This window comes from Arthrobacter sp. SAFR-179 (assembly GCF_059414945.1).
On record NZ_JBPFDM010000009.1, the window covers coordinates 77,091 to 96,802 of the forward strand.

Below are 19,712 nucleotides of genomic sequence, written 5' to 3' on the forward strand. Positions count from 1 at the left end.
GACCTTCCCCCCATGCTTTCCGGTCAGGTGCCGGGTACCGCCTGGGCCAGGTCAAGCTGCGGAGCGCCGGCCGGGGCGGGGGCAGCGCCCTGCCCCACCTGCACGTTCACCCAGGTTTTGATGCCGTTGCTGCCAAGGCTCAACCGGGAGAGATAGGACCCCTCCTGGAGTCCCGCCCAGCTCAGCGTCGCCGAGGTGGCGGTTCCGTTCGGCGCCACGATGGGGTTGGGGTCCACCGTGAGGTTGCCTGCGTCGCCGGCGAAGCTCACAGCCTGGACGGAAGCGGTAGCGGGGCCGTTGTCCGGCGTGGCGTACAGGTTGGCCACCACGTAGTAGGTGCCGGCCCGCGGCGATTCCAGGTCCAGAAATTCACTGGCCGATGCCGTCGCCACCTGGGTGGGGGTCAGCCCGCCCGACGCGTTCGGTGCGTAGACCACCATGTCCCAGTCGACGTCGTTCGACTGCGCCTGGATGCCCACCCGCGCAAACGAGGCACCGGCCGGCACGTTCACCTGGAGCACGGCGTTGTGGGCGTCATTCGTGGGTGCGTACTCGCCCGGAGTCTTGGTGATGGCGGTCTGGCTCAGCGGTGCCAGGCCCTCCACGCCGACGGCGATGGGGCTGTCGGAGCCGGAAACGAGCTCCATGGAGCCGCTGCCGGTGCCTGTGGCCGAGCTGAAGGAGAACGACGGGGCAATCTGAGCATCAACCGGCCGGACGGCGATCGGTGACGTCACCGTTCGGGGGCCCTTCCAGGTGAGGCTTCCGGTACTGAACTTGCCCACCGGTGCGCTCGCGTTCCGGATGGTGACGGTAACTTCGCGGGTCTGGCCGGCCTTGGCGAAATTCAGCGCCTTGGGTTCGACGTTGACGTTGAAGCCCGGCATGTTGACCTCGGGGTGGTACATCCCCGGCACCAGGGCGGTGAGCTTGCGCTTCACCTGCACTTCTCCCACCAGGCTGCCCAGCGCGATGGAAGGCAGGTTGAGGTCGCGGGCGGCGATGCTGCCAGCCTGCGGGGCACCCGTCTCAACACCCTGGCCATTCAGGAAGCCCAGCCAGTTTTGGATTCCCGAGTCGTAGACCAGCCCGGGATCAAGGACGCGGGTGGAATCGATGTGGCCGGCGCCGCCCTGGAACGGGTCGGCGTTGGGCGAACCGTCGGCCTTGACCAGCGGGTAGGCAGTGGTCATCATGGCGGACTTCACCATCGCAGGGGTCCACTTCGGCTGCTTGCTCAGCACCAAGGCACCGAAACCGGCGATGTGCGGTGCAGCCATGGAGGTGCCTGACATGAATCCGAACTGGTCCCCGTCGTTGCCGATCGTGGAGACACCCGCCAGGACGTTGACGCCCGGAGCGGAAATATCCGGCTTGAGCAGGTCGCCGCCGGATGCCAGGGTGGGGCCGCGGGACGAGAACCCTGCGATCTGGGGTGCCGCGGCCGGCGGCAGGCCGGTCAGGTCGCCCTTGACCAGGCTGACAGTCAGCGCCGGGTTGGCCTCCAGCTTGGACTTCAGTTCCAGGCTCTTGGGGGCGTTGACGTGGACGGTGGGGACGACGTGGTTGTCGGCGTCCTCCGAGCTGCTGGTGAGGTTCACCAGGATCATGCCCACACCGCCCTTGTCCAGGACTTCCTGGCTCTTGGCAGTCCGGTCGATAACGCCGCGGTCGCAGACCACAACCTTGCCGGCCACCTTGGCGGCATCGAGGGTACCCGGGCCGCAAAGGTTGGGGTTGACAGCACCCGGGGCGGCGGCGGCCGCAGCGAGGACGGCGGGCTTGCCCGCCACTTCCGACTTCATGATGGAAGCGCCGCGGTACAGCGATCCGTCGGAGACCTTGACGGTTCCCACCAGGTCGCTGGGGAAGGTGGAGGCAGCCACCGTTGTCAGCCAGGGTGAGGCATGGTTCACGGTGGAGGCTGCAGGACCGGAGTTGCCGGCCGAGGCCGAAACGAACACACCGGCGGCGGCAGCGTTGAGGAATGCCAACGCCACCGGATCAGTGGTGCTGTTGTTGTTGCCGGAGATGGAGTAGTTCAGGACATCCACGCCGTCCTTGATGGCTGCGTCCACGGCCTCAACAGACGCCGAGGAGTAGCAGCCGCCGGTGTCCGGGTTGGTGTCCTCCCAGCAGATTTTGTATACCGAGACCTTGGCGGCGGGTGCCACGCCGGAGCTCTTTCCGAAGCTCGCGCCGTCGATCACCTGCTCGACGTTGGCGTTGCCGGCTGCCGTGGTGGCGGTATGGGTGCCGTGGCTGCCCACGTCCACGGGGGAAATCTGCTCTTCCGGTGCCCGGTTGCCGGGTGCCACGTACTGCAGGAAGGAATCGGCGAAGTAGCGGGCACCAATGACCTTGGAATTGCAGAGCGAGCCGTCAAATGAGGCTCCGGTGCCCTGGCCTTTCTGGCATTCCCCTTCGAAGGTGCTGCCGTCCGCCTTGAGCATGGCAATTTTGCCGTCACCGGTGCGGTAGGGAACGCCCACCTGCGGATCACCCTGCAGTGGCTTCACCGGTTCGCCTTGCAGGAAGGGGTTATCCGGGGCGTAACCGGAGTCGATGACACCTACAACAACGCCCTTGCCGGCGTTGGCCTGCCCACCGAACTGCTTGGCCCAGGCACCGTCAGGGCCGCTGAGCTTAAGGAAGTCGGTGGTGGTGTAGTCAGGCTTGTTTTCGACGTCGGGCGCCACCGCCAGGACACGGCTGTCCTTGGACAGGGCTGCCGCCTGCGTCGCGGTCAGCTCGGCAGTGAACCCGTTCAGTGCCGCGGTGTACTGCTTGGCGGGGCTGACGCCCTGGGCCGCTGCGACCTCACGCTGCTGCTTGCGCAGGTGGGCGTCGTAGGCCTGGTAGCTGGGGCTGCCGGCGTCGAGCTTCCTGCCCTGCTGGGGCTTTGTGGCGCCCAGTCCGGCAACTCCCCCTTCGTACGCCGCAGCAGCGGGACCGGCGAGCACCACGATGTACCGGCCGTCCTTGAATTGACTGTCCTTCGCAGTGGACGAGGAGTTCTCCGCACCCTGGCCTCCGGGTGCCGCGGACGCGGGACCCACTGCCAGGGAGCTAAGGAGAAGGGGCAACCCGACAGCCAGCGCGGCTGCCTTCCGGAGTCCCCCAGCCCGCGAGGGGCTCTTTCCAGTTGATTTCACGTGCAACCCTTTCACGATGTACCACCCAGCCTTGGTGGGCAGCCCTGACGACTGGAACTGCAGAGGGAATTACAGGTTTTGTAATTTGCTGAGACCAGACTGTTCACAGAGTACAGACTGAGAGCGCGATATGACATAGGGCACATTCGGGAAATTTCCGCTTGTCAAACGGGTTGGGCTGCGGGCCGGCAGGATGGGGAAGCAGTCATGGAAAAGGGCGCCCCGGAGGACGCCCTTGCAAGGAGGCAGGATGGCAGGCGGCGCTACGAGCGCGGGGTGCGCACCACGTCACTGATCCATTGCCTGGTCTTTTCATCCACGGGGCCAGTCACCCGCGTCTCGCGGGCCAGGCGGTCCGCCTTTATTTTCTGGAACACCATCCTGCCCAGGCCGGCAAACACCGCCGCGGCAACCACGGGCAACAGCACGGATTTCGAATTCTCAGCCATCCAGCAATCCTAGTGAAGGCCCTCCGGCAACTCCAGAACCACGCCCTTACCGGTCCGCCCCGCTTCCTGAACCGCCGAATGCAAAGGGGTGCGTCCGGCCCGGTAGAATGGTAAGGCAAGCTCGCGGAGCGCCCGACCTCATGGTGAACCAATGCAGGTGACCAACTGTCGCCAACACCCCGGTACGGCGTGAGACGGCACCACTCCGCTGCGCCCTTACCCAAGCTCACGCACAGGAGTTGCCGGATGCCCCGGATCGTTGTTGACGTCATGCCCAAGCCCGAGATTCTGGACCCGCAGGGGAAGGCGATCGTCGGCGCTCTCCCCCGGCTGGGCTTCACCAGCTTCAGCTCTGTCCGCCAGGGCAAGCGTTTTGAACTGACGGTCGACGGCGAGGTGACCGAAGACATCCTGGCCCAGGCCCGTGATGCCGCAGAGACCCTCCTGTCCAACCCGGTGATCGAGGATGTCGTCAACGTCGAGGTCGTCGAGGCCTGACATGACTGAACTCCCCCTGATCGGCGAAGCCGTGGCGGTTGCGGCCGACGCCTCTGGTGCTCGCGGGCTCGCTGGCGCGCGAATCGGCGTCGTTACTTTCCCCGGCACCCTTGACGACCGGGACGCTGCCCGCGCCGTCCGCCTGGCCGGCGGCACCGCCGTCGAACTCTGGCACGGTGACAGCGAACTCGGCGACGTGGACGCCGTCGTCATCCCCGGCGGTTTTTCCTACGGCGACTACCTGCGTGCCGGCGCCATTGCCCGCTTTGCGCCGCTGATGTCCAAGATCATCGACGCCGCCAACTCCGACGCCAAGCTGCCTGTCCTGGGCATCTGCAACGGCTTCCAGATCCTCACCGAGTCGCACCTGCTGCCCGGTTCGATGATCAAGAACGACCACCTGAAGTTCCTCTGCCGCGACCAGGTGCTGCGCGTCGAGAACAGCAACACCGCGTGGACGCTGAATTATGAGGCGGGCCAGGAGATCACCATTCCGCTGAAGAACCAGGACGGCCAGTACATCGCGGACGAAAAGACCCTGGACGCCCTTGAGGCCGAGGGCCGCGTAGTGTTCCGCTACGTCGGCTTCAACCCCAACGGTTCCCGCCGTGACATCGCCGGCATCTCCAACGCCGCCGGCAACGTGGTGGGCCTCATGCCGCACCCGGAGCACGCCGTGGAGCCCGGCTTCGGCCCCGAATCGCTGGACGGCATCGGCGGTTCCGACACTGACGGGCTGGGTTTCTTCACCTCCGTACTGAACAAGATTGTGGGAGGCGACAAGTGACCACGGAAACCACCAAGAAGTTCAACATCGACACAGTCGAGCACGCCGCGAAGACCCCGGACACCGAACTGCCGTGGGCCGAGCTGGGCCTGAAGCAGAACGAGTTCGACGAGATCGTCAAGGTCCTGGGCCGCCGCCCCACCGGCGCCGAGCTGGCCATGTACTCCGTCATGTGGAGCGAGCACTGCTCCTACAAGTCCTCCAAGAACCACCTGCGCCAGTTCGGCCAGAAGGTCACCGAGGAAATGAAGAAGGACATGCTGGTGGGCATCGGCGAAAACGCCGGCGTGACCAACCTGGGGGACGGCTGGGCCGTGACCTTCAAGATCGAATCACACAACTCGCCGTCGTTCGTTGAGCCCTACCAGGGTGCCGCGACCGGCATCGGCGGCATTGTCCGCGACATCATCTCCATGGGCGCCCGCCCCGTGGCCGTGATGGACCCGCTGCGTTTCGGTGCCATCGACCACCCCGACACCGCGCGCGTCATGCACGGCGCCGTCGCCGGCATCGGCGGCTACGGCAACTCGCTGGGCCTGCCGAACATCGGCGGCGAAATGGTGTTCGACTCCGTCTACCAGGGCAACCCGCTGGTCAACGCCCTGGCTGTGGGCGTCATGCGCCACGAGGACATCCGCCTGGCCAACGCTTCCGGCAAGGGCAACAAGGTGGTCCTGTTCGGTGCGCGCACCGGCGGCGACGGCATCGGCGGCGCCTCCGTGCTGGCCTCCGAATCCTTCGACGACACCAAGCCGTCCAAGCGCCCCGCCGTCCAGGTGGGCGACCCCTTCGCAGAGAAGGTCCTCATCGAGTGCTGCCTGGAGCTCTTCAAGGGCTCGCTGGTGGAAGGCATCCAGGACCTCGGCGCGGCAGGCATCTCCTGCGCCACGTCCGAGCTGGCTTCCAATGGCGACGGCGGCATGCAGGTTGAGCTGACGTCTGTGCTGCTGCGCGACCCCACGCTGACCCCGGGCGAGATCCTGATGTCCGAGTCGCAGGAACGCATGATGGCCGTCGTCACGCCGGAGAACGTCGAGGCGTTCGAGGCCGTCATGGACAAGTGGGCCGTGGAGTACTCCTGGCTGGGCGAGGTGACCGACACCGGCCGCCTGATCATCACTTGGGAAGGCGAGGTGATTGTCGACGTCGATCCCCGCACCGTGGCACACGACGGTCCGGTCTACGACCGCCCGTTTGCCCGTCCCGAGTGGCAGGACGCCGTCCAGGCAGACACCTTCACCGGCTCCGTGCAGGACGCCGGCCGCCCGGCCGCCCCGGCTGAGCTCGCTGCCGCTGTAACCGAACTCGTGGCATCGCCGAACATGTGCTCCAAGTCCTGGATCACCAACCAGTACGACCGCTACGTTGGCGGCAACACCTCCATGGCGTTCCCCGACGATGCCGGCGTGGTCCGCGTGGACGAGGAGTCGGGCCTGGGCGTTGCCCTGGCCACCGACGCCAACGGCCGCTACACCTACCTGGACCCGTACCACGGCGCGCAGCTTGCATTGGCCGAGGCCTACCGCAACGTGGCCACCACGGGCGCCATCCCCATGGCCGTCAGCGACTGCCTGAACTTCGGCTCCCCCGAGGACCCGGACGTCATGTGGCAGCTCGCCGAGGCCATCCGCGGCCTGTCCGATGCCTGCATGGTGCTGGGCATCCCGGTCACCGGCGGCAACGTCTCGCTCTACAACCAGACGGGCACCACGCCCATCCACCCCTCCCCCGTGGTGGCGGTCCTGGGCAAGCTCGACGACGTCGCGCGCCGCACGCCGTCGGGCTGGCGTGAGGACGGCCAGGCCATCTACCTCCTGGGCACCACGGGCGCCGAGCTGGATGGTTCCGAGTGGGCCAACATGCGCGGACACCTAGGCGGCCAGCCGCCGAAGGTGGACCTCGAAGCAGAGCGCGCGTTGGGTGAGATCCTGATCAACGCGTCCCGCGACGGCATGATCGATTCCGCGCACGACCTCTCCGAAGGCGGCCTCGCGGCTGCCCTGGTGGAGTCCTCACTGCGCTACGGCGTAGGTGCCCGGATCGCACTGCAGGACGTCATGGACCGGGACGGCGTGGACCTGTTCACGGCGCTCTTCTCCGAGTCGCAGGGCCGCGCCGTTGTGGGCGTCCCGCGCTCCGAGGAAGTCCGCTTCACCGACATGTGCACCGCCCGCGGCTTCGCCCACACCCGCATCGGCGTGGTGGACGCGGCCAGCGGCAAGTTGGAGATCAACGGCGTGGAGGCCCTGTCCCTGGACGCCCTCCGCGAAGCCCACGAAGGGACGCTGCCGAAGTACTTCGGCTAGAACCTCCCCACCGCCACCCACCCATCGACTGCTCCGTAACTGCCCTTTTGAGCCCTCAAAAGGGCAGTTACGGAGCAATCGTTTTTAAGAACCTCTCCGCCAGCCGGCCTGTGCCAGGGCAACAAGAACTTTGGCCGCGGCCGGTTTCGCATCGTTGACCATGTGCCGCTTGGAGATCCTGACCTCCGTCCACCCCAAGGCGGCGTACCGTTCAGAGCGCGCTATGTCCCTGGCGATCTGGCTTTCCTCGCCGTGGTGCTCGCCCTCGTACTCGATTCCGATCCTGTATTTGCGGTAAGACAGGTCCGGTTCATGGTGCCTGACGCCGTCCTCAGTGATGATCGGGATATTCAGCTCGGGTTCGGGCAGGCCCGCGCGGACGATAGCAAGCCGGAGCATGGTTTCCTGGGCCGAATCCGATCCGACCCGGATGAGTTCCAGGGCCTCCTTGGCCTTCCGGAGGCCCCGCTTTCCCCGATGCCTGTCAATCGTCCGCTGCAGATCCCACATGCTGCACAGCGGCATGCTTCGGCCCTCGAATTCGAGGCGCGGAACGCGAACGCATGCATCCCCCATGGCCACGATTTCATCGACGGACAGCAGTTCCGCCATGTCGAGCCACGTCCGCTCCGGCGTTGTCACCGGAATCCCGTCCATCGTTGCGAGTTCGTCCTCGTACAGCTTCATGCGGTGCACGATGACGTGGGGCCTGTCCAGATGTGCTGCACCTTCGGGCCGGATGAGGTGGAAGGCGTCGAAGGCGTCGTCCCGGCGCCGCTGCGGCAGCGAATAAAGCTCCGCGGCCGTAACGTGCGAGGCAGCACATAGCTCGTTGACCTCAATGAAGGGCCGCACCCGCATGGCCAACGCAAGCTCCGCCGTCGGGCCGTCTACTCTGATGCCCTTACCAAGCCTGCTGAGGGAACGATGCCTCAAGCGCTTGGCTGAGACCCCCGCCCTTGCCGCCTCAGCCGCAGTGAAGGGCCTGCCCTCAAGTACGTCAGGAAGCGGACGTGCAGTCTTCATTGCTACATCAGAGCAGAAGGAGCCGCATGTCCGCAGAAGTTATCCACATCCTCCATCGACTGCTCCATAAACGCCCTTTTGAGGCGCCAAAAGGGCGTTTACTCAGCAACCGATGGGATCAGTCTTCGCTGTGAAGCTCGCGCTGGCGCACGCTGAGCAGCTCGATCTCGGGCCGTCCCGCCACGAAGCGTTCGACGGCGGCGAGCACCTCCACGACGTGCCTCCGGTCGGCTGCCACCAGGCCAACACCGAGCTGGGTTCGCCGGTACTGGCTGTGGTCCCCCACCTCGGCAACGGAGACTTCAAAGCGGCGTTTGAGTTCGGCCAGGAGGGGCCGCACTACGGAGCGTTTCTCCTTCAGGCTGTGCACGTCGCCCAGGAGGATGTCGAACTCACTCCACCCGATCCACATGCTTCATGCTATCGAGTGCTCCGTACCCGCCGTTTAGGAGGGCCAAAACGACAGCTACGGAGCAATCGATGGGGTCAGATGGTGAGTTCGCCCATCAGGTCCCAGCCTTCGCCGTCGAGCTGGCGGCTGATGATCCGGGGCGTTTCGGCGAGCGCCTGCGGCATGTCCGCCATGGCCTTCTTGAAGTGCGCGCTGTTGACGTGGTCCCCAGCGGCGTCGTCCTTGAACGCCTCCACCAGGACGAACTCGTTGGGATCATCCACGCTGCGCGACCAGTCGAACCACAGGTTGCCCGGCTCCTCCCGGGTGGCCCGGGTGAAGTCGCCCACGAGATCGAGCCAGCGCTCCGACCATTCAGGCTTGACCTTGAACTTGACGACGATAAAGATCACTGGGATGTTCCTTCCGCGGCGAGACTGCGTGCCCCTTCAATGTACCGGGAAGTAACGTAGCGCTGCGCCGCGCGGGTGACTATGCCGCCGGCGGCATAGAACCAGTTGGCAGGCTTGCTGAAGGCACGGATCCTCAGCCACACTTCCCCGTGATTGTTGATCTCAACCTCGAAGGATTCCTCCCCCAGCGCAGGATGCCCCGGCAGGGTCCCGTAACCAAAACCGGCGGACTGGGGAACACCCTCCGGCGCCGGTTCCCGGGTCCAAACCACTTGGCAGGGTGCGGGCAGCCGTAAGGGACCGACGCCGAATCCGCTCACCACGTGCGCCCCCGGCACAGCCCTCGGCGAATCGGCGCGGACGCGCAGCCCAGCCCGCCGCTGCAGTTCCCAGCCGAGGATGCCGTCCGCCACCCGCCGGTAGACGTCCAGTCCGGTGCCAAGGCGGGCTTCCTCCAGGACACGGCCATACCCCTGCGGGGCGTCGCCGTGTTCGGTGCCGCCGATTCCCGGATAGCTGAGCTTTCCCGCGTCAGTCATTGCCGCCTGCCCTTTCGAGGCGTGCCCACCCCAGTTGCTCCTGCTGCTTCCGGCTCAGCCCTGACACCACAAGATCGTACGAGTCCTCCACCATGTCACGGACCATCCCGTCCGGCAGCGAGCCGTCAAGGCGGACGCCGTTCCAGTGGGTCTTGTTCATGTGCCATGCGCCGGTGATGGCAGGGTGGACTGCGCGCAGCTGCGCGGCCAGGGCCGGCTCGCACTTCAGGTTCACGTAAAAGTCGCGTTCGTCCATGGATGACAGGGCAAACAATTTGGCCTCGTGCCGGGCTCCCCCGGCACTGCCCGCGCGGACCTTGAAGACCGAGGTCTCCGGTCCGAACGGAAAATCCTCATAGGCTCCCGGAAACGAAAGGCAGATCTCCCGCAGCGCACTTGGGTCCATAAGGGAAGCCTATAAAGCGGACCCGCGCGGTGCTAGTCTGCGAGGATGTCAGGCGACCAGGGAGCCATACCTGTTCTGGATCTAAGTTCCGCACGGCAGCCATACGGGTCCTTCAACCCGGAGTTCATTGAGCAGCTGCGGCATGCCACCCACGACGTCGGGTTCTTCCAGGTCACAGGCTACGGTGGACGGCCGGCCCAGGCCGAAGAGCTCCTGGACATCATCCGGCGCTTCTTCGACCTTCCCCTTGAGGAGCGGATGAAGCTGGACAACCGCCTGTCCCCCCATTTCCGCGGGTACACCCGCATGGGCACGGAGGTGACCCAGGGCCGGGCGGACGCGCGGGAGCAGATCGATTACTCACCGGAGCGCGAGCCGGTCAAGGACTACCCGGACGGCCAGCCCTACTGGCTCCTGCAGGGCCCCAACCTCTGGCCTGACGAAACATTCCCCGAGTTGAAGCCTGCTGCCATGGAGTGGGCGGAGCTGATGTCCGGGGTAGGCATGGAACTGTTGAGGGCCATCGCCGTTTCGCTGCACCTGCCGGAAGACTACTTCGACGAACCCTTCCGGGATTCACCGGCCTGGATGGGCAAGCTGGTGCATTACGTGGGCGGCGTGGTGGAAGCGGCCGGGGACCAGGGCGTGGGCTCGCACGCGGACTACGGCTTCGTGACCCTCCTCCTCCAGGACGACGTAGGCGGCCTCGAAGTGCTGCCGCCCGGTACCAACGAGTGGCTGCCAGTGGAGCCCCTGCCGGGAGCGCTGGTGGTGAACCTTGGCGAGATGCTCGAAGTCGCCACGGAGGGATACCTTGCGGCAACCATCCACCGCGTGCAGGCACCGCCGCCCGGCGTCGACCGTTACTCGGTGCCGTTCTTCTGGTCGCCCCGGCTCGACGCGGTGATCGACCCCGTCCCGCTGGCTCCGGAACTGAAGGCGGCAGCCCGGGGCATCACGGACGATCCGGACAACCCGCTCCTGGCATCCTTCGGCCTCAACATGCTCAAGGGCCGGATGCGGGCCCACCCGGACGTGACCGAACGGCACTATCCGGACTTGATGAAGCGTTAAAGGTTGTACTTCCAGGCCAGCTGCGCGGGGCAGGCGTTCATCACCACGTCCAAACCGGCAGCCTTGGCGCGTTCCGCCGCTGCCTCGTCGATGACCCCCAACTGCAGCCACACGGCTTTCGCCCCCACGGCGATGGCCTGGTCCACCACGCTGCCCACCTTCTGCGAGTTCACAAAGCAGTCCACGACGTCGATGGGCTGCTTTTCCGGCGGGATGTCGCCGAGGGTGCGGTAGCCGGTTTCGCCGTGGACGGGGTCGCCGGGCAGGTTGACGGGGATGATTTCCATGCCGAGCCGGTCGCGGATCATCAGCGACACATCGTACGCAGAGCGCCACTCATTGGTGGTGAGTCCGACGATTGCCCAGCGGCCCCTGGTTCGCAGAAGGCGTTCGATGACTGCAGGATCGTTCGTGTGGCCCATGGCAACAGACTACGCTTCCGCCCAAGCAGCAGGCATTCATCGAATAAAAGAATGATGACTAAAGGCAGAAGGAGGTGTGAACGAATATTACGCGGCCCCAGCGAGAGTTTGCTCTCGCTGATTCATTGCTGTGTAGTGGTCTTTGACCATCCCGAGCGGCCGAGAGACCTGGATCGATGACGCCGCAGCAACCCTGGTCGCCGGACGCTTCCCAAACGCCCCGGTGATAGCAAGGATTCCAGCCACGGGTATCCGGAACTGACCACTCCGGCGAAGGCTGGCTCCGTAGGGTGCTACTGCCAGGACCGATGGAGTGATCCTATGACCGCAGTCCTGTCGCCGCTGCCCGGCGCCGCCACCTCCGCCCATGCCCCTGCCCTTACGGTGTCCTTCCGGGGCCTGCGCCGCACGTTCGGCACCGGCTCCGCAGCCCGGACCGTCCTGCGGGATGTGACCTTTGATGTTGCGGCCGGTGAGGTCCTGGCCATCCTGGGGCCCTCCGGCTGCGGTAAATCCACGCTCCTGCGCGCCACGGCCGGCCTGGACCACCCCAGCGCCGGCGCCGTCGTCATCGAGGACACCCCCGTGCACGGCATCGACCCGCGGTGCGCCTTCGCCTTTCAGGAACCCCGGCTCCTGCCCTGGCACACGCTGCAGGCCAACGTAGCCATCGGGCTGCCCACCGGCTGCAGTGCAAAGGAGGGCAAAGCCAAGGTGGCCCGGCTGCTGGAACTCGTAGGGCTGGAAAACTTCGCCAAGCACCGCCCCCGCGAGGTATCGGGCGGCATGGCGCAGCGTGCGTCCCTGGCGCGGGCGCTGGCCCGGAACCCGGGCGTCCTGCTGCTCGATGAGCCTTTCGGCGCCCTCGATGCCCTTACCCGGATCAAGATGCAGGACCTGCTCCTGGAAATCCACCGGGCAGAGCCCACCACCGTCCTGCTGGTCACCCACGACGTGGATGAGGCCCTTCAGCTCGCGGACCGCATCATCGTGCTTGGCCCTGATGCCGCCGGAGAAGGCGCGTCGATCGTCAGGACCGTTGAGGTGCCCGGCAGCCGTCCCCGCGGGCGCGCCTCAGCCGAACTTGCCCTCATGCGTGCCTCCCTGCTGGGAACCCTCGGCGTCGACGGGCACCACTCCAGCTGACGGGCACTCCGCAGGCTCCCCTCCCATTGCCGTAACCCGCCCTGTTAGCCCGGGCCGCCGTCGGACCCCACTCCTGGCCGGCGGCACCAGCCTGGCCCCTGATTCATACCGTTCCATCCCCGCTTTCAAAGGAAACCCATGCCGCACGCATTGCCCATCACCCGCCGTTCAGTCCTTGGCGCAGCAGCCCTTGCCGCTTCCGCCGTCCTGGCACTCACGGGCTGTGTTGCAGGGGAAGGTTCATCCGGCAGCGCAGCCGCGGCCGGCAGCAGCAAGGGCGGCACCCTCAACATCGACTTCGCCACCTACAACCCTCTGAGCCTGGTCATCAAGAAGCAGGGCTGGCTCGAGGCAAGCCTCAAGGACCAGGGCGTGACCGTGAACTGGGTCCAGTCCGCCGGGTCCAACAAGGCCAACGAAGCCCTGCGCTCCGGTGCCATCGATGTGGGTTCCACCGCCGGGTCCGCCGCGCTGCTGGCCCGCGCCAACGGCTCGGAAATCAAGACCATCGACATCTTCTCCCAGCCCGAATGGGCAGCCCTGGTGGCTCCCGCCGGATCGGACATCACCTCCGTGGCCGACCTCAAGGGCAAGTCTGTGGCCGCCACCAAGGGCACCGACCCCTACTTCTTCCTGCTGCAGGCACTGGAGCAGGCGGGGCTGAAGCCCGGTGACGTGACGGTCCAGAACCTGCAGCACGCCGACGGCCGCACCGCCCTGGAAAACGGCTCCGTCCAGGCCTGGTCCGGGCTGGATCCGATCATGGCCGGGGCGGAGCAGAAGGGCGCCAAGCTCTTCTACCGCAACCTGGACTTCAACACCTACGGCTTCCTCAACGCCACTGAGCCGTTCCTGAAGAACAAGCCTGAGCTGGCGCAGGCAGTGGTGAACGCCTATGAAAAGGCCCGCGCCTGGGCCGCACAGAACCCGGACCAGACCGCGCAGATCCTGGCCGACGCCGCCGGCCTGGACCCCGCCGTCGCCAAGACCGTGGTGCTGGAGCGCAGCAACCTGGACGTCAACCCGGCGCCGGGGGACGCGCAGCGCAAAGTACTGGAGAAGATTGGTCCCACTTTCGTGGAAACCGGTGACGTGAAGACGCAGAAGCAGATTGACGACGCCGTGGCCTCCCTTCTCGACGACTCGCTGGTGAAGAAGGCTGATCCCTCGGCCATTAAGGCCTCCTGATGAGCTATCCAGGAGAACCAAAGATCACCGGCAGCAGTGTTGCGGACGGGCGTGCTGCAGCCGCCCCCGCAACAACGGCAGACGCAGCCCAGGCGGGTGCCGTGCCGGCACCCGCTCCGGCAACGGGATGGTCTCCCGCCGGAGTCCGCACCAGGAACTGGGCGCGTCTGCCCCTTGGCCTGATCATCCCGGCCGCCCTCCTGGCTGCCTGGCAGGCAGCCTCGGCCAGCGGCCTGTTCACCGTAGTCCAGCTGCCTCCGCCCGCCATGGTGCTGGCCGCTGCCGGAGAACTCGTTGAACGCGGCGAACTGGGCATCCACATCGCGATCTCCACCCAGCGGGTCCTCATCGGATTCCTGGTGGGCGCCGCCCTGGGGCTGGTCCTGGGTGCCGGCGTGGGACTGTCCAAACTCGCCGACGCACTTCTGGCGCCCACGATCGGTGCGCTGCGCGCCGTGCCGTCCCTGGCCTGGGTGCCGCTGCTGATCCTGTGGATGAAGATCGGCGAGGACTCGAAGGTAACGCTCATCATCATCGGCGCGTTCTTTCCGGTGTTCACCACGGTCTCCCTGGCCCTGCGCCATGTGGACCGCAACCTGGTGGAAGCCGCACGCGCCTTCGGGTTGAAAGGCGTCCGCCTGCTGACCACCGTGCAGCTGCCCGCCGTCGTTCCCGCGGTGTTCTCCGGGCTGCGCCTGGCGCTGGCCCAGGCCTGGCTGTTCCTGGTGGCGGCGGAACTGATCGCTTCCTCGATGGGGCTGGGCTTCCTGCTGATTGACTCGCAGAACAACGGCCGCACGGACCGGCTGCTCCTGGCCATCGTGATGCTGGCCGTCATTGGAAAAATTACCGACGCCCTGCTGGGGCTGGCCGAAAAATGGGCGGTGAAACGATGGGCCTGAGCACCACCGAAACCTATGACCTGAACGCGGGCGTGCGCCCGGACAACGTCGCCTTCTGGGAGCAGCAGGCACTCCGCCTGGACTGGGACACCCCCTGGCACACAGCGCACCGCTGGATCCCGGCGGACCCGGAGGCCGGCCGCGGCCCGGAAATCACCTGGTTTGAGGGCGGCACACTCAACGTGGCCGCCAACTGCGTGGACCGCCACGTCGCGGCCGGCCGCGGGCAGAAGGTGGCGCTGCACTTCGAGGGCGAGCCGGGTGACCGGAAGTCCATCACCTACGCCGAACTCCAGCGTGAAGTGTCCAAGGCAGCCAACGCGCTCCTGGCCCTGGGCATCACCAAGGGTGACCGCGTGGTCATCTACCTCCCGGTCATCCCGGAAACGGTCATCATCACGCTCGCGGTGGCCCGCATCGGCGCCATCCACTCGCTGGTGTTCGGTGGCTTCTCCGCAGAGGCCCTGAAGTTCCGGGTGGAGGACACCGGCGCCAAGCTCCTGGTCACCACCGATGGCCAGTTCCGCCGCGGCGTGGCCGTCCCCGTGAAGGACAACGCAGACGCCGCCGTCGCCGGGGACAACGCCATCGAACACGTCCTGGTGGTCAACCGCACCACCCCGGCCGCCGACCTGGCAACCGTCCCCATGACGGAAGGCCGCGACGTGTGGTGGCACGACGTCGTCGACAACGCCCCGGACGTGCACCAGCCCGAGGCGTTCGACGCCGAAACACCGCTGTTCATCATGTACACCTCCGGCACCACCGGCAAGCCCAAGGGCCTGGTGCACACCTCCGGTGGATACCTGACGCAGGCGTCCTGGAGCTTCGAGCACCTGTTCAGCAACCCGGACCCGGCCCTGCGGGACCAGGACGTGCACTGGTGCACCGCGGACCTCGCCTGGGTCACGGCACACACCTACGAAATCTACGGCCCGCTCTCCAACGGCGTGACCCAGGTGATCTTCGAAGGCACCCCCAACACCCCGCACCCGGGCCGGCACTTCGAAATCATCGAACGCTACGGCGTGACGCAGTACTACACCGCACCTACGTTGGTCCGTTCCCTCATGGGCTGGTTCCCGGACGGCGTCCCGGACACCTACGACCTCTCCTCCATCCGCCTGCTGGGCACGGTGGGCGAAGCCGTCAACCCTGAAGCCTGGCGCTGGCTGCGGGAGAACGTGGGCGCCGGCACCGCCCCCGTGGTGGACACGTGGTGGCAGTCCGAGACGGGCGCCACCATCCTCTCCCCCGCCCCCACGGACACCAGCTTCAAGCCCGGCTGTGCCGCGCGCCCGCTGCCAGGGGTCAGCACCAGGATCGTGGACGACGGCGGCAAGACGGTTGCGCCGGGCATCCAGGGAAACATCGTGGTTGACTCCCCCGGGCCCGCCATCGCGCGCACTGTCTGGGGCAACCCGCGCCGCTACTTCGATTCCTACTGGAGCAAGTACGCGGACCGCGGCTGGTTCCTGGCCGGCGACGGCGCCAAGTACGATTCCGACGCCGATATCTGGATCCTGGGCCGGGTGGATGACACCCTCAACGTATCCGGCCACCTGCTCTCCACGATTGAAATCGAATCCGCCCTGGTGTCCCACCCGGAGGTGGTGGAAGCCGGGGTCTGTCCGGTCGCTGACCCGAAGACCGGCCATGCGGTGGTGTCTTTCGTCGTCCTGAAGGCAGGCGCTGAATCCCGGCTTGCCGGCGATGTGGCCCACGAGCTCCGGAACCACGTGGCCAGGGAGATCGGCCCCATCGCCAAGCCGCGCGACGTCGTGGTGGTCCCCGATGTTCCCAAGACGCGCAGCGGCAAGATCATGCGCCGGCTGCTCACCCAACTGTTCGAAGGTACCGCGCTGGGCGATACCACTTCACTCCAGAACGAACCGGCGATCGCCGGCATCCAGCACGTCCTGCACCAGCGGGCCCTAGCAAAGGAAAATTCATGACCGAGATCAGCAACGTCGCCCGACTCTCCGAACCGCTCAAGTTCGCCTACTGGGTGCCCAACGTCTCCGGCGGCCTGGTGGTGTCCACCATCGAACAGCGCACCGGCTGGGACTTCGACTACAACAAGAAGCTGGCGCGCATCGCCGAGGAGTCCGGCTTCGAATACGCCCTGACCCAGACCCGGTACGCCGCCTCCTACGGGGCAGACAAGCAGCACGAGGCCACCTCGTTCAGCCTGGCCCTGCTGGCCGCCACCGAGCGGCTCAAGGTGATCGCCGCGGTCCACCCGGGCATGTGGCACCCCGGCGTGCTGGCGAAGTACATCATCACCGCTGACCACATCTCCAACGGCCGCGCCGCCGTCAACATCGTCTCCGGCTGGCTGAAGAGCGAGTTCACCAACTTCGGCCTGGAGTGGCTGGAGCACGATGAGCGCTATGTCCGCACCGAGGAGTTCATCAACGTCCTGCGCGGCCTGTGGACCGAACAGGAGTACAGCCAGTCCGGCAAGTACTACAACATCACCGACTTCACCCTGAACCCGGCGCCGGTTGATGTCCCCGGCCGCGCCCACCCGGAAATCTTCTTCGGCGGAAACTCGACGGCGGCCCAGGCCACGGCCGGCCGCGTGGCCGACTGGTACTTCTCCAACGGCAAGGACCTGGAGGGCTTCAAGGAGAACATCGCCGGCGTGGTCGCCTCCGCCGGCGAGGCCCGCCGCGGCGCCGAGGGCCGGCTGGCAGCGCCGAAGTTTGGCCTGAACGGATTCGTCATCGCCCGCGACTCGGAGAAGGAAGCACGGGACACCCTGCGCGAGATCGTCGAGAAGGCACACAAGCCGGCGGTCCAGGGTTTCCGCGACGCCGTGCAGGAAGCCGGAGCGTCCACCAAGGACGGCAAGGGCATGTGGGCCGACTCCACATTCGAGGACCTGATCCAATACAACGACGGCTTCAAGACCCAGCTGATCGGCACCCCGGAGCAGATCGCCGAGCGCATCGTGGAGTACAAGAAGATCGGCGTGAACCTGTTCCTCACCTGCTACCTGCACTTCCAGGAGGAGGTGGCCGCATTCGGCCAGGACATCCTGCCGATCGTCCGCGAACTGGAGGCCGACCTGGCAAGGAAGAACCGCACCGAACTTGACCTGTCCGCTACTCCCGTCGCGCAGGCGGTGGCTGTCTGATGGCTGACCGCACCTTCGGTTTCCGCACCCGCGCCCTGCACGCCGGCGGCACTCCCGACGCCGAACACGGCGCCCGGGCCGTCCCCATCTACCAGACCACGTCTTTTGTCTTCAAGGACACCGACGACGCCGCGAACCTGTTCGCCCTGCAGAAGTACGGCAACATCTACTCCCGCATCGGCAACCCAACCGTGGCGGCCTTCGAGGAGCGCATCGCATCCCTCGAAGGCGGCATCGGCGCGGTGGCGACGTCCTCCGGCATGGCTGCAGAGTTCATCACCTTCGCCGCGCTTACCCAGGCCGGAGACCACATCGTGGCAGCCTCCCAGCTGTACGGCGGCACGGTGACCCAGCTGGACGTGACCCTGCGACGCTTTGGCGTGGACACCACGTTCGTCCCCGGCACCGACCCCGCTGACTATGCCGCGGCGGTCCGGGGGAACACCAAGGCGATCTTCGTGGAGGTGGTGGCCAACCCGTCGTCGGAGGTCCAGGACCTGGCGGGGCTGGCGAAGGTGGCGCACGACGCCGGGATCCCCCTGGTGGTGGACGCCACCTTGAGCACGCCGTACCTCGTGCGCCCGATCGAGCACGGCGCCGACATCGTGATCCACTCCGCCACAAAATTCCTGGGCGGCCACGGCACCACCCTGGGCGGCGTGGTGGTGGAAAGCGGCCGGTTCAATTGGGGCAACGGCAAGTTCCCCACCATGACCGAGCCCGTGGCTTCCTACGGCAACGTCTCCTGGTGGGGCAACTTCGGCGAGTACGGCTTCCTCACGAAGCTTCGCAGCGAACAGCTGCGGGACATCGGCCCGGCCCTGTCGCCGCAGTCGGCGTTCCAGCTCCTCCAGGGCGTGGAAACGCTGCCGCAGCGGCTCGACGAGCACCTGAAAAACGCCCAGGCCGTGGCCGAATGGCTCGAGAATGATGACCGGGTGGCGTACGTGAACTACTCCGGGCTGCCCTCGCACCCGCACTTCGATCGGGCACGCAAGTACCTGCCGCTGGGCCCAGGCTCGGTCTTCTCCTTCGGGGTCAAGGGCGGACGGGCCGCAGGCCGGAAGTTCATCGAGTCGCTGCAGCTGGCCTCGCACCTGGCCAACGTGGGTGACTCGCGGACCCTGGTGATCCACCCGGGCTCCACCACCCACCAGCAGCTGAGCCCTGCCCAGCTCGAATCAGCGGGCGTGCCGGAGGACCTGGTCCGCATTTCGGTGGGCCTCGAGGACATCGAGGACATCCTGTGGGACCTGGACCAGGCGCTGACCGAGGCGTCGAACCTTGCGGCCGAAACCGCACCCGTCATCGAAGAACCAGCAGACGCCTGCACGATCGGAGCAAACGCATGAGCACCGCCGAACGTACCTGGTCCGGCCCGTCAGCACCGGAGCGGCTTGCCCTGCTCCGGCAGGCGACGTCGATTGCGATTGTTGGCGCTTCGGACAAACCGTCGCGGGCCAGCTACTTCGTGGCCACCTACCTGCTGTCCTCCACCCGCTACAAGGTGTACTTCGTCAACCCTGTGGTCAAGGAAATCCTGGGCCAGCCCACCTACGCCTCACTGGCGGACCTGCCGGAGAGCCCGGACATCGTTGACGTGTTCCGCAAACACGACGACCTGCCCGGTGTCCTGGACGAGGCAGTGGCCGCGGGCGCCAAGACTCTTTGGTTGCAGCTGGGGTCCTGGCATGAAGGCGTGGCCGCGGACGCGGAAGCCGCCGGGCTCAATGTGGTGATGGACCGCTGCGTGAAGATCGAGCACGCCCGCTTCCACGGCGGCCTCCACCTGGCCGGTTTCGATACCGGGGTCATTTCCTCGAAGCGGCAGGTCCTGTCCTGACCGTTTCCGGCACCTAACAGTAGAG

General features: G+C 66.4%; 19 protein-coding genes. 11 read left to right on the forward strand and 8 right to left on the reverse strand.

Annotated elements, in window-relative coordinates; translation table 11 throughout:
• Nucleotides 1-23: 23 nt before the first annotated feature.
• Together ACR65K_RS14530 and ACR65K_RS14535 are read right to left on the reverse strand one after the other, a co-directional pair.
• Nucleotides 24-3,155: a S8 family serine peptidase gene (locus tag ACR65K_RS14530; RefSeq protein WP_440153598.1), complete on the reverse strand. Its 3,132-nt coding sequence runs from the start codon at nucleotides 3,153-3,155 to the stop codon at nucleotides 24-26.
• Between the two features lie 263 nt (nucleotides 3,156-3,418).
• The gene (locus ACR65K_RS14535) at nucleotides 3,419-3,604 is read right to left on the reverse strand and encodes a hypothetical protein (RefSeq protein ID WP_082566836.1); all 186 of its coding nucleotides are present in this window, start codon (nucleotides 3,602-3,604) and stop codon (nucleotides 3,419-3,421) included.
• A gap of 246 nt (nucleotides 3,605-3,850) precedes the next feature.
• On the opposite strand from ACR65K_RS14535, the gene purS reads away from it, so the two are divergent.
• From purS to purL, 3 genes are read left to right on the forward strand one after another with little or no spacing between them, the layout of a single operon-like run.
• Nucleotides 3,851-4,102, forward strand: coding sequence for a phosphoribosylformylglycinamidine synthase subunit PurS (gene purS / locus ACR65K_RS14540; RefSeq protein WP_003798434.1), 252 nt, complete (start codon nucleotides 3,851-3,853; stop codon nucleotides 4,100-4,102).
• Nucleotide 4,103: 1 nt separating this feature from the next.
• Nucleotides 4,104-4,889 (forward strand): phosphoribosylformylglycinamidine synthase subunit PurQ, encoded by a 786-nt coding sequence (purQ, locus tag ACR65K_RS14545; RefSeq protein WP_440153599.1) that lies wholly within the window; start codon nucleotides 4,104-4,106, stop codon nucleotides 4,887-4,889.
• Nucleotides 4,886-7,195 (forward strand): phosphoribosylformylglycinamidine synthase subunit PurL, encoded by a 2,310-nt coding sequence (purL, locus tag ACR65K_RS14550; protein ID WP_440153600.1) that lies wholly within the window; start codon nucleotides 4,886-4,888, stop codon nucleotides 7,193-7,195. The genes purQ and purL overlap by 4 nt, the downstream gene beginning before the upstream one ends.
• An 84-nt stretch (nucleotides 7,196-7,279) precedes the next feature.
• On the opposite strand, the gene ACR65K_RS14555 is transcribed toward purL, so the two are convergent.
• The 5 genes from ACR65K_RS14555 to ACR65K_RS14575 all read right to left on the reverse strand — a co-directional run bounded on the left by ACR65K_RS14555 (nucleotide 7,280) and on the right by ACR65K_RS14575 (nucleotide 9,970).
• Entirely contained in the window at nucleotides 7,280-8,221 is a 942-nt protein-coding gene (locus ACR65K_RS14555) for a type IV toxin-antitoxin system AbiEi family antitoxin (protein WP_440153601.1), read from the reverse strand.
• A 118-nt stretch (nucleotides 8,222-8,339) separates the two neighbouring features.
• A complete protein-coding gene (locus ACR65K_RS14560; protein WP_056337233.1) occupies nucleotides 8,340-8,633 on the reverse strand; it encodes a DUF503 domain-containing protein in 294 nt (97 codons plus the stop codon).
• A 74-nt stretch (nucleotides 8,634-8,707) separates the two neighbouring features.
• Nucleotides 8,708-9,025, reverse strand: a complete 318-nt coding sequence (locus tag ACR65K_RS14565) for a putative quinol monooxygenase (RefSeq protein WP_056337230.1) — start codon at nucleotides 9,023-9,025, stop codon at nucleotides 8,708-8,710.
• Nucleotides 9,022-9,564, reverse strand: a complete 543-nt coding sequence (locus ACR65K_RS14570) for a DUF1990 domain-containing protein (protein ID WP_440153603.1) — start codon at nucleotides 9,562-9,564, stop codon at nucleotides 9,022-9,024. The genes ACR65K_RS14565 and ACR65K_RS14570 overlap by 4 nt, the downstream gene beginning before the upstream one ends.
• The gene (locus ACR65K_RS14575; RefSeq protein ID WP_440153604.1) at nucleotides 9,557-9,970 is read right to left on the reverse strand and encodes an MmcQ/YjbR family DNA-binding protein; all 414 of its coding nucleotides are present in this window, start codon (nucleotides 9,968-9,970) and stop codon (nucleotides 9,557-9,559) included. The genes ACR65K_RS14570 and ACR65K_RS14575 overlap by 8 nt, the downstream gene beginning before the upstream one ends.
• Before the next feature lie 45 nt (nucleotides 9,971-10,015).
• Here ACR65K_RS14575 and ACR65K_RS14580 point away from each other — a divergent pair, with 45 nt between their 5' ends.
• Complete coding sequence (locus tag ACR65K_RS14580; protein WP_440153605.1) at nucleotides 10,016-11,044, forward strand: isopenicillin N synthase family dioxygenase; 1,029 nt, start codon at nucleotides 10,016-10,018, stop codon at nucleotides 11,042-11,044.
• On the opposite strand, the gene ACR65K_RS14585 is transcribed toward ACR65K_RS14580, so the two are convergent.
• A complete protein-coding gene (locus ACR65K_RS14585) occupies nucleotides 11,041-11,466 on the reverse strand; it encodes a CoA-binding protein (protein ID WP_440153606.1) in 426 nt (141 codons plus the stop codon). The two genes, ACR65K_RS14580 and ACR65K_RS14585, sit on opposite strands and share 4 nt — an antisense overlap.
• Nucleotides 11,467-11,787: 321 nt before the next feature.
• On the opposite strand from ACR65K_RS14585, the gene ACR65K_RS14590 reads away from it, so the two are divergent.
• From ACR65K_RS14590 to ACR65K_RS14620, 7 genes are all read left to right on the forward strand, one after another.
• Nucleotides 11,788-12,612 (forward strand): ABC transporter ATP-binding protein, encoded by an 825-nt coding sequence (locus tag ACR65K_RS14590; RefSeq protein WP_440153608.1) that lies wholly within the window; start codon nucleotides 11,788-11,790, stop codon nucleotides 12,610-12,612.
• Nucleotides 12,613-12,750: 138 nt separating this feature from the next.
• The gene (locus ACR65K_RS14595; RefSeq protein WP_440153609.1) at nucleotides 12,751-13,800 is read left to right on the forward strand and encodes an aliphatic sulfonate ABC transporter substrate-binding protein; all 1,050 of its coding nucleotides are present in this window, start codon (nucleotides 12,751-12,753) and stop codon (nucleotides 13,798-13,800) included.
• Entirely contained in the window at nucleotides 13,800-14,702 is a 903-nt protein-coding gene (locus ACR65K_RS14600; protein WP_440153610.1) for an ABC transporter permease, read from the forward strand. The genes ACR65K_RS14595 and ACR65K_RS14600 overlap by 1 nt, the downstream gene beginning before the upstream one ends.
• A complete protein-coding gene (acs, locus tag ACR65K_RS14605) occupies nucleotides 14,693-16,657 on the forward strand; it encodes an acetate--CoA ligase (RefSeq protein WP_440153713.1) in 1,965 nt (654 codons plus the stop codon). The genes ACR65K_RS14600 and acs overlap by 10 nt, the downstream gene beginning before the upstream one ends.
• Complete coding sequence (gene sfnG, locus ACR65K_RS14610; protein ID WP_440153612.1) at nucleotides 16,654-17,844, forward strand: dimethylsulfone monooxygenase SfnG; 1,191 nt, start codon at nucleotides 16,654-16,656, stop codon at nucleotides 17,842-17,844. The genes acs and sfnG overlap by 4 nt, the downstream gene beginning before the upstream one ends.
• The gene (locus tag ACR65K_RS14615; protein ID WP_440153613.1) at nucleotides 17,844-19,196 is read left to right on the forward strand and encodes an O-acetylhomoserine aminocarboxypropyltransferase/cysteine synthase family protein; all 1,353 of its coding nucleotides are present in this window, start codon (nucleotides 17,844-17,846) and stop codon (nucleotides 19,194-19,196) included. Before sfnG ends, ACR65K_RS14615 begins: the two co-directional genes overlap by 1 nt.
• Nucleotides 19,193-19,687, forward strand: coding sequence for a CoA-binding protein (locus ACR65K_RS14620; protein WP_440153615.1), 495 nt, complete (start codon nucleotides 19,193-19,195; stop codon nucleotides 19,685-19,687). The genes ACR65K_RS14615 and ACR65K_RS14620 overlap by 4 nt, the downstream gene beginning before the upstream one ends.
• The last annotated feature ends 25 nt before the right edge of the window (nucleotides 19,688-19,712 follow it).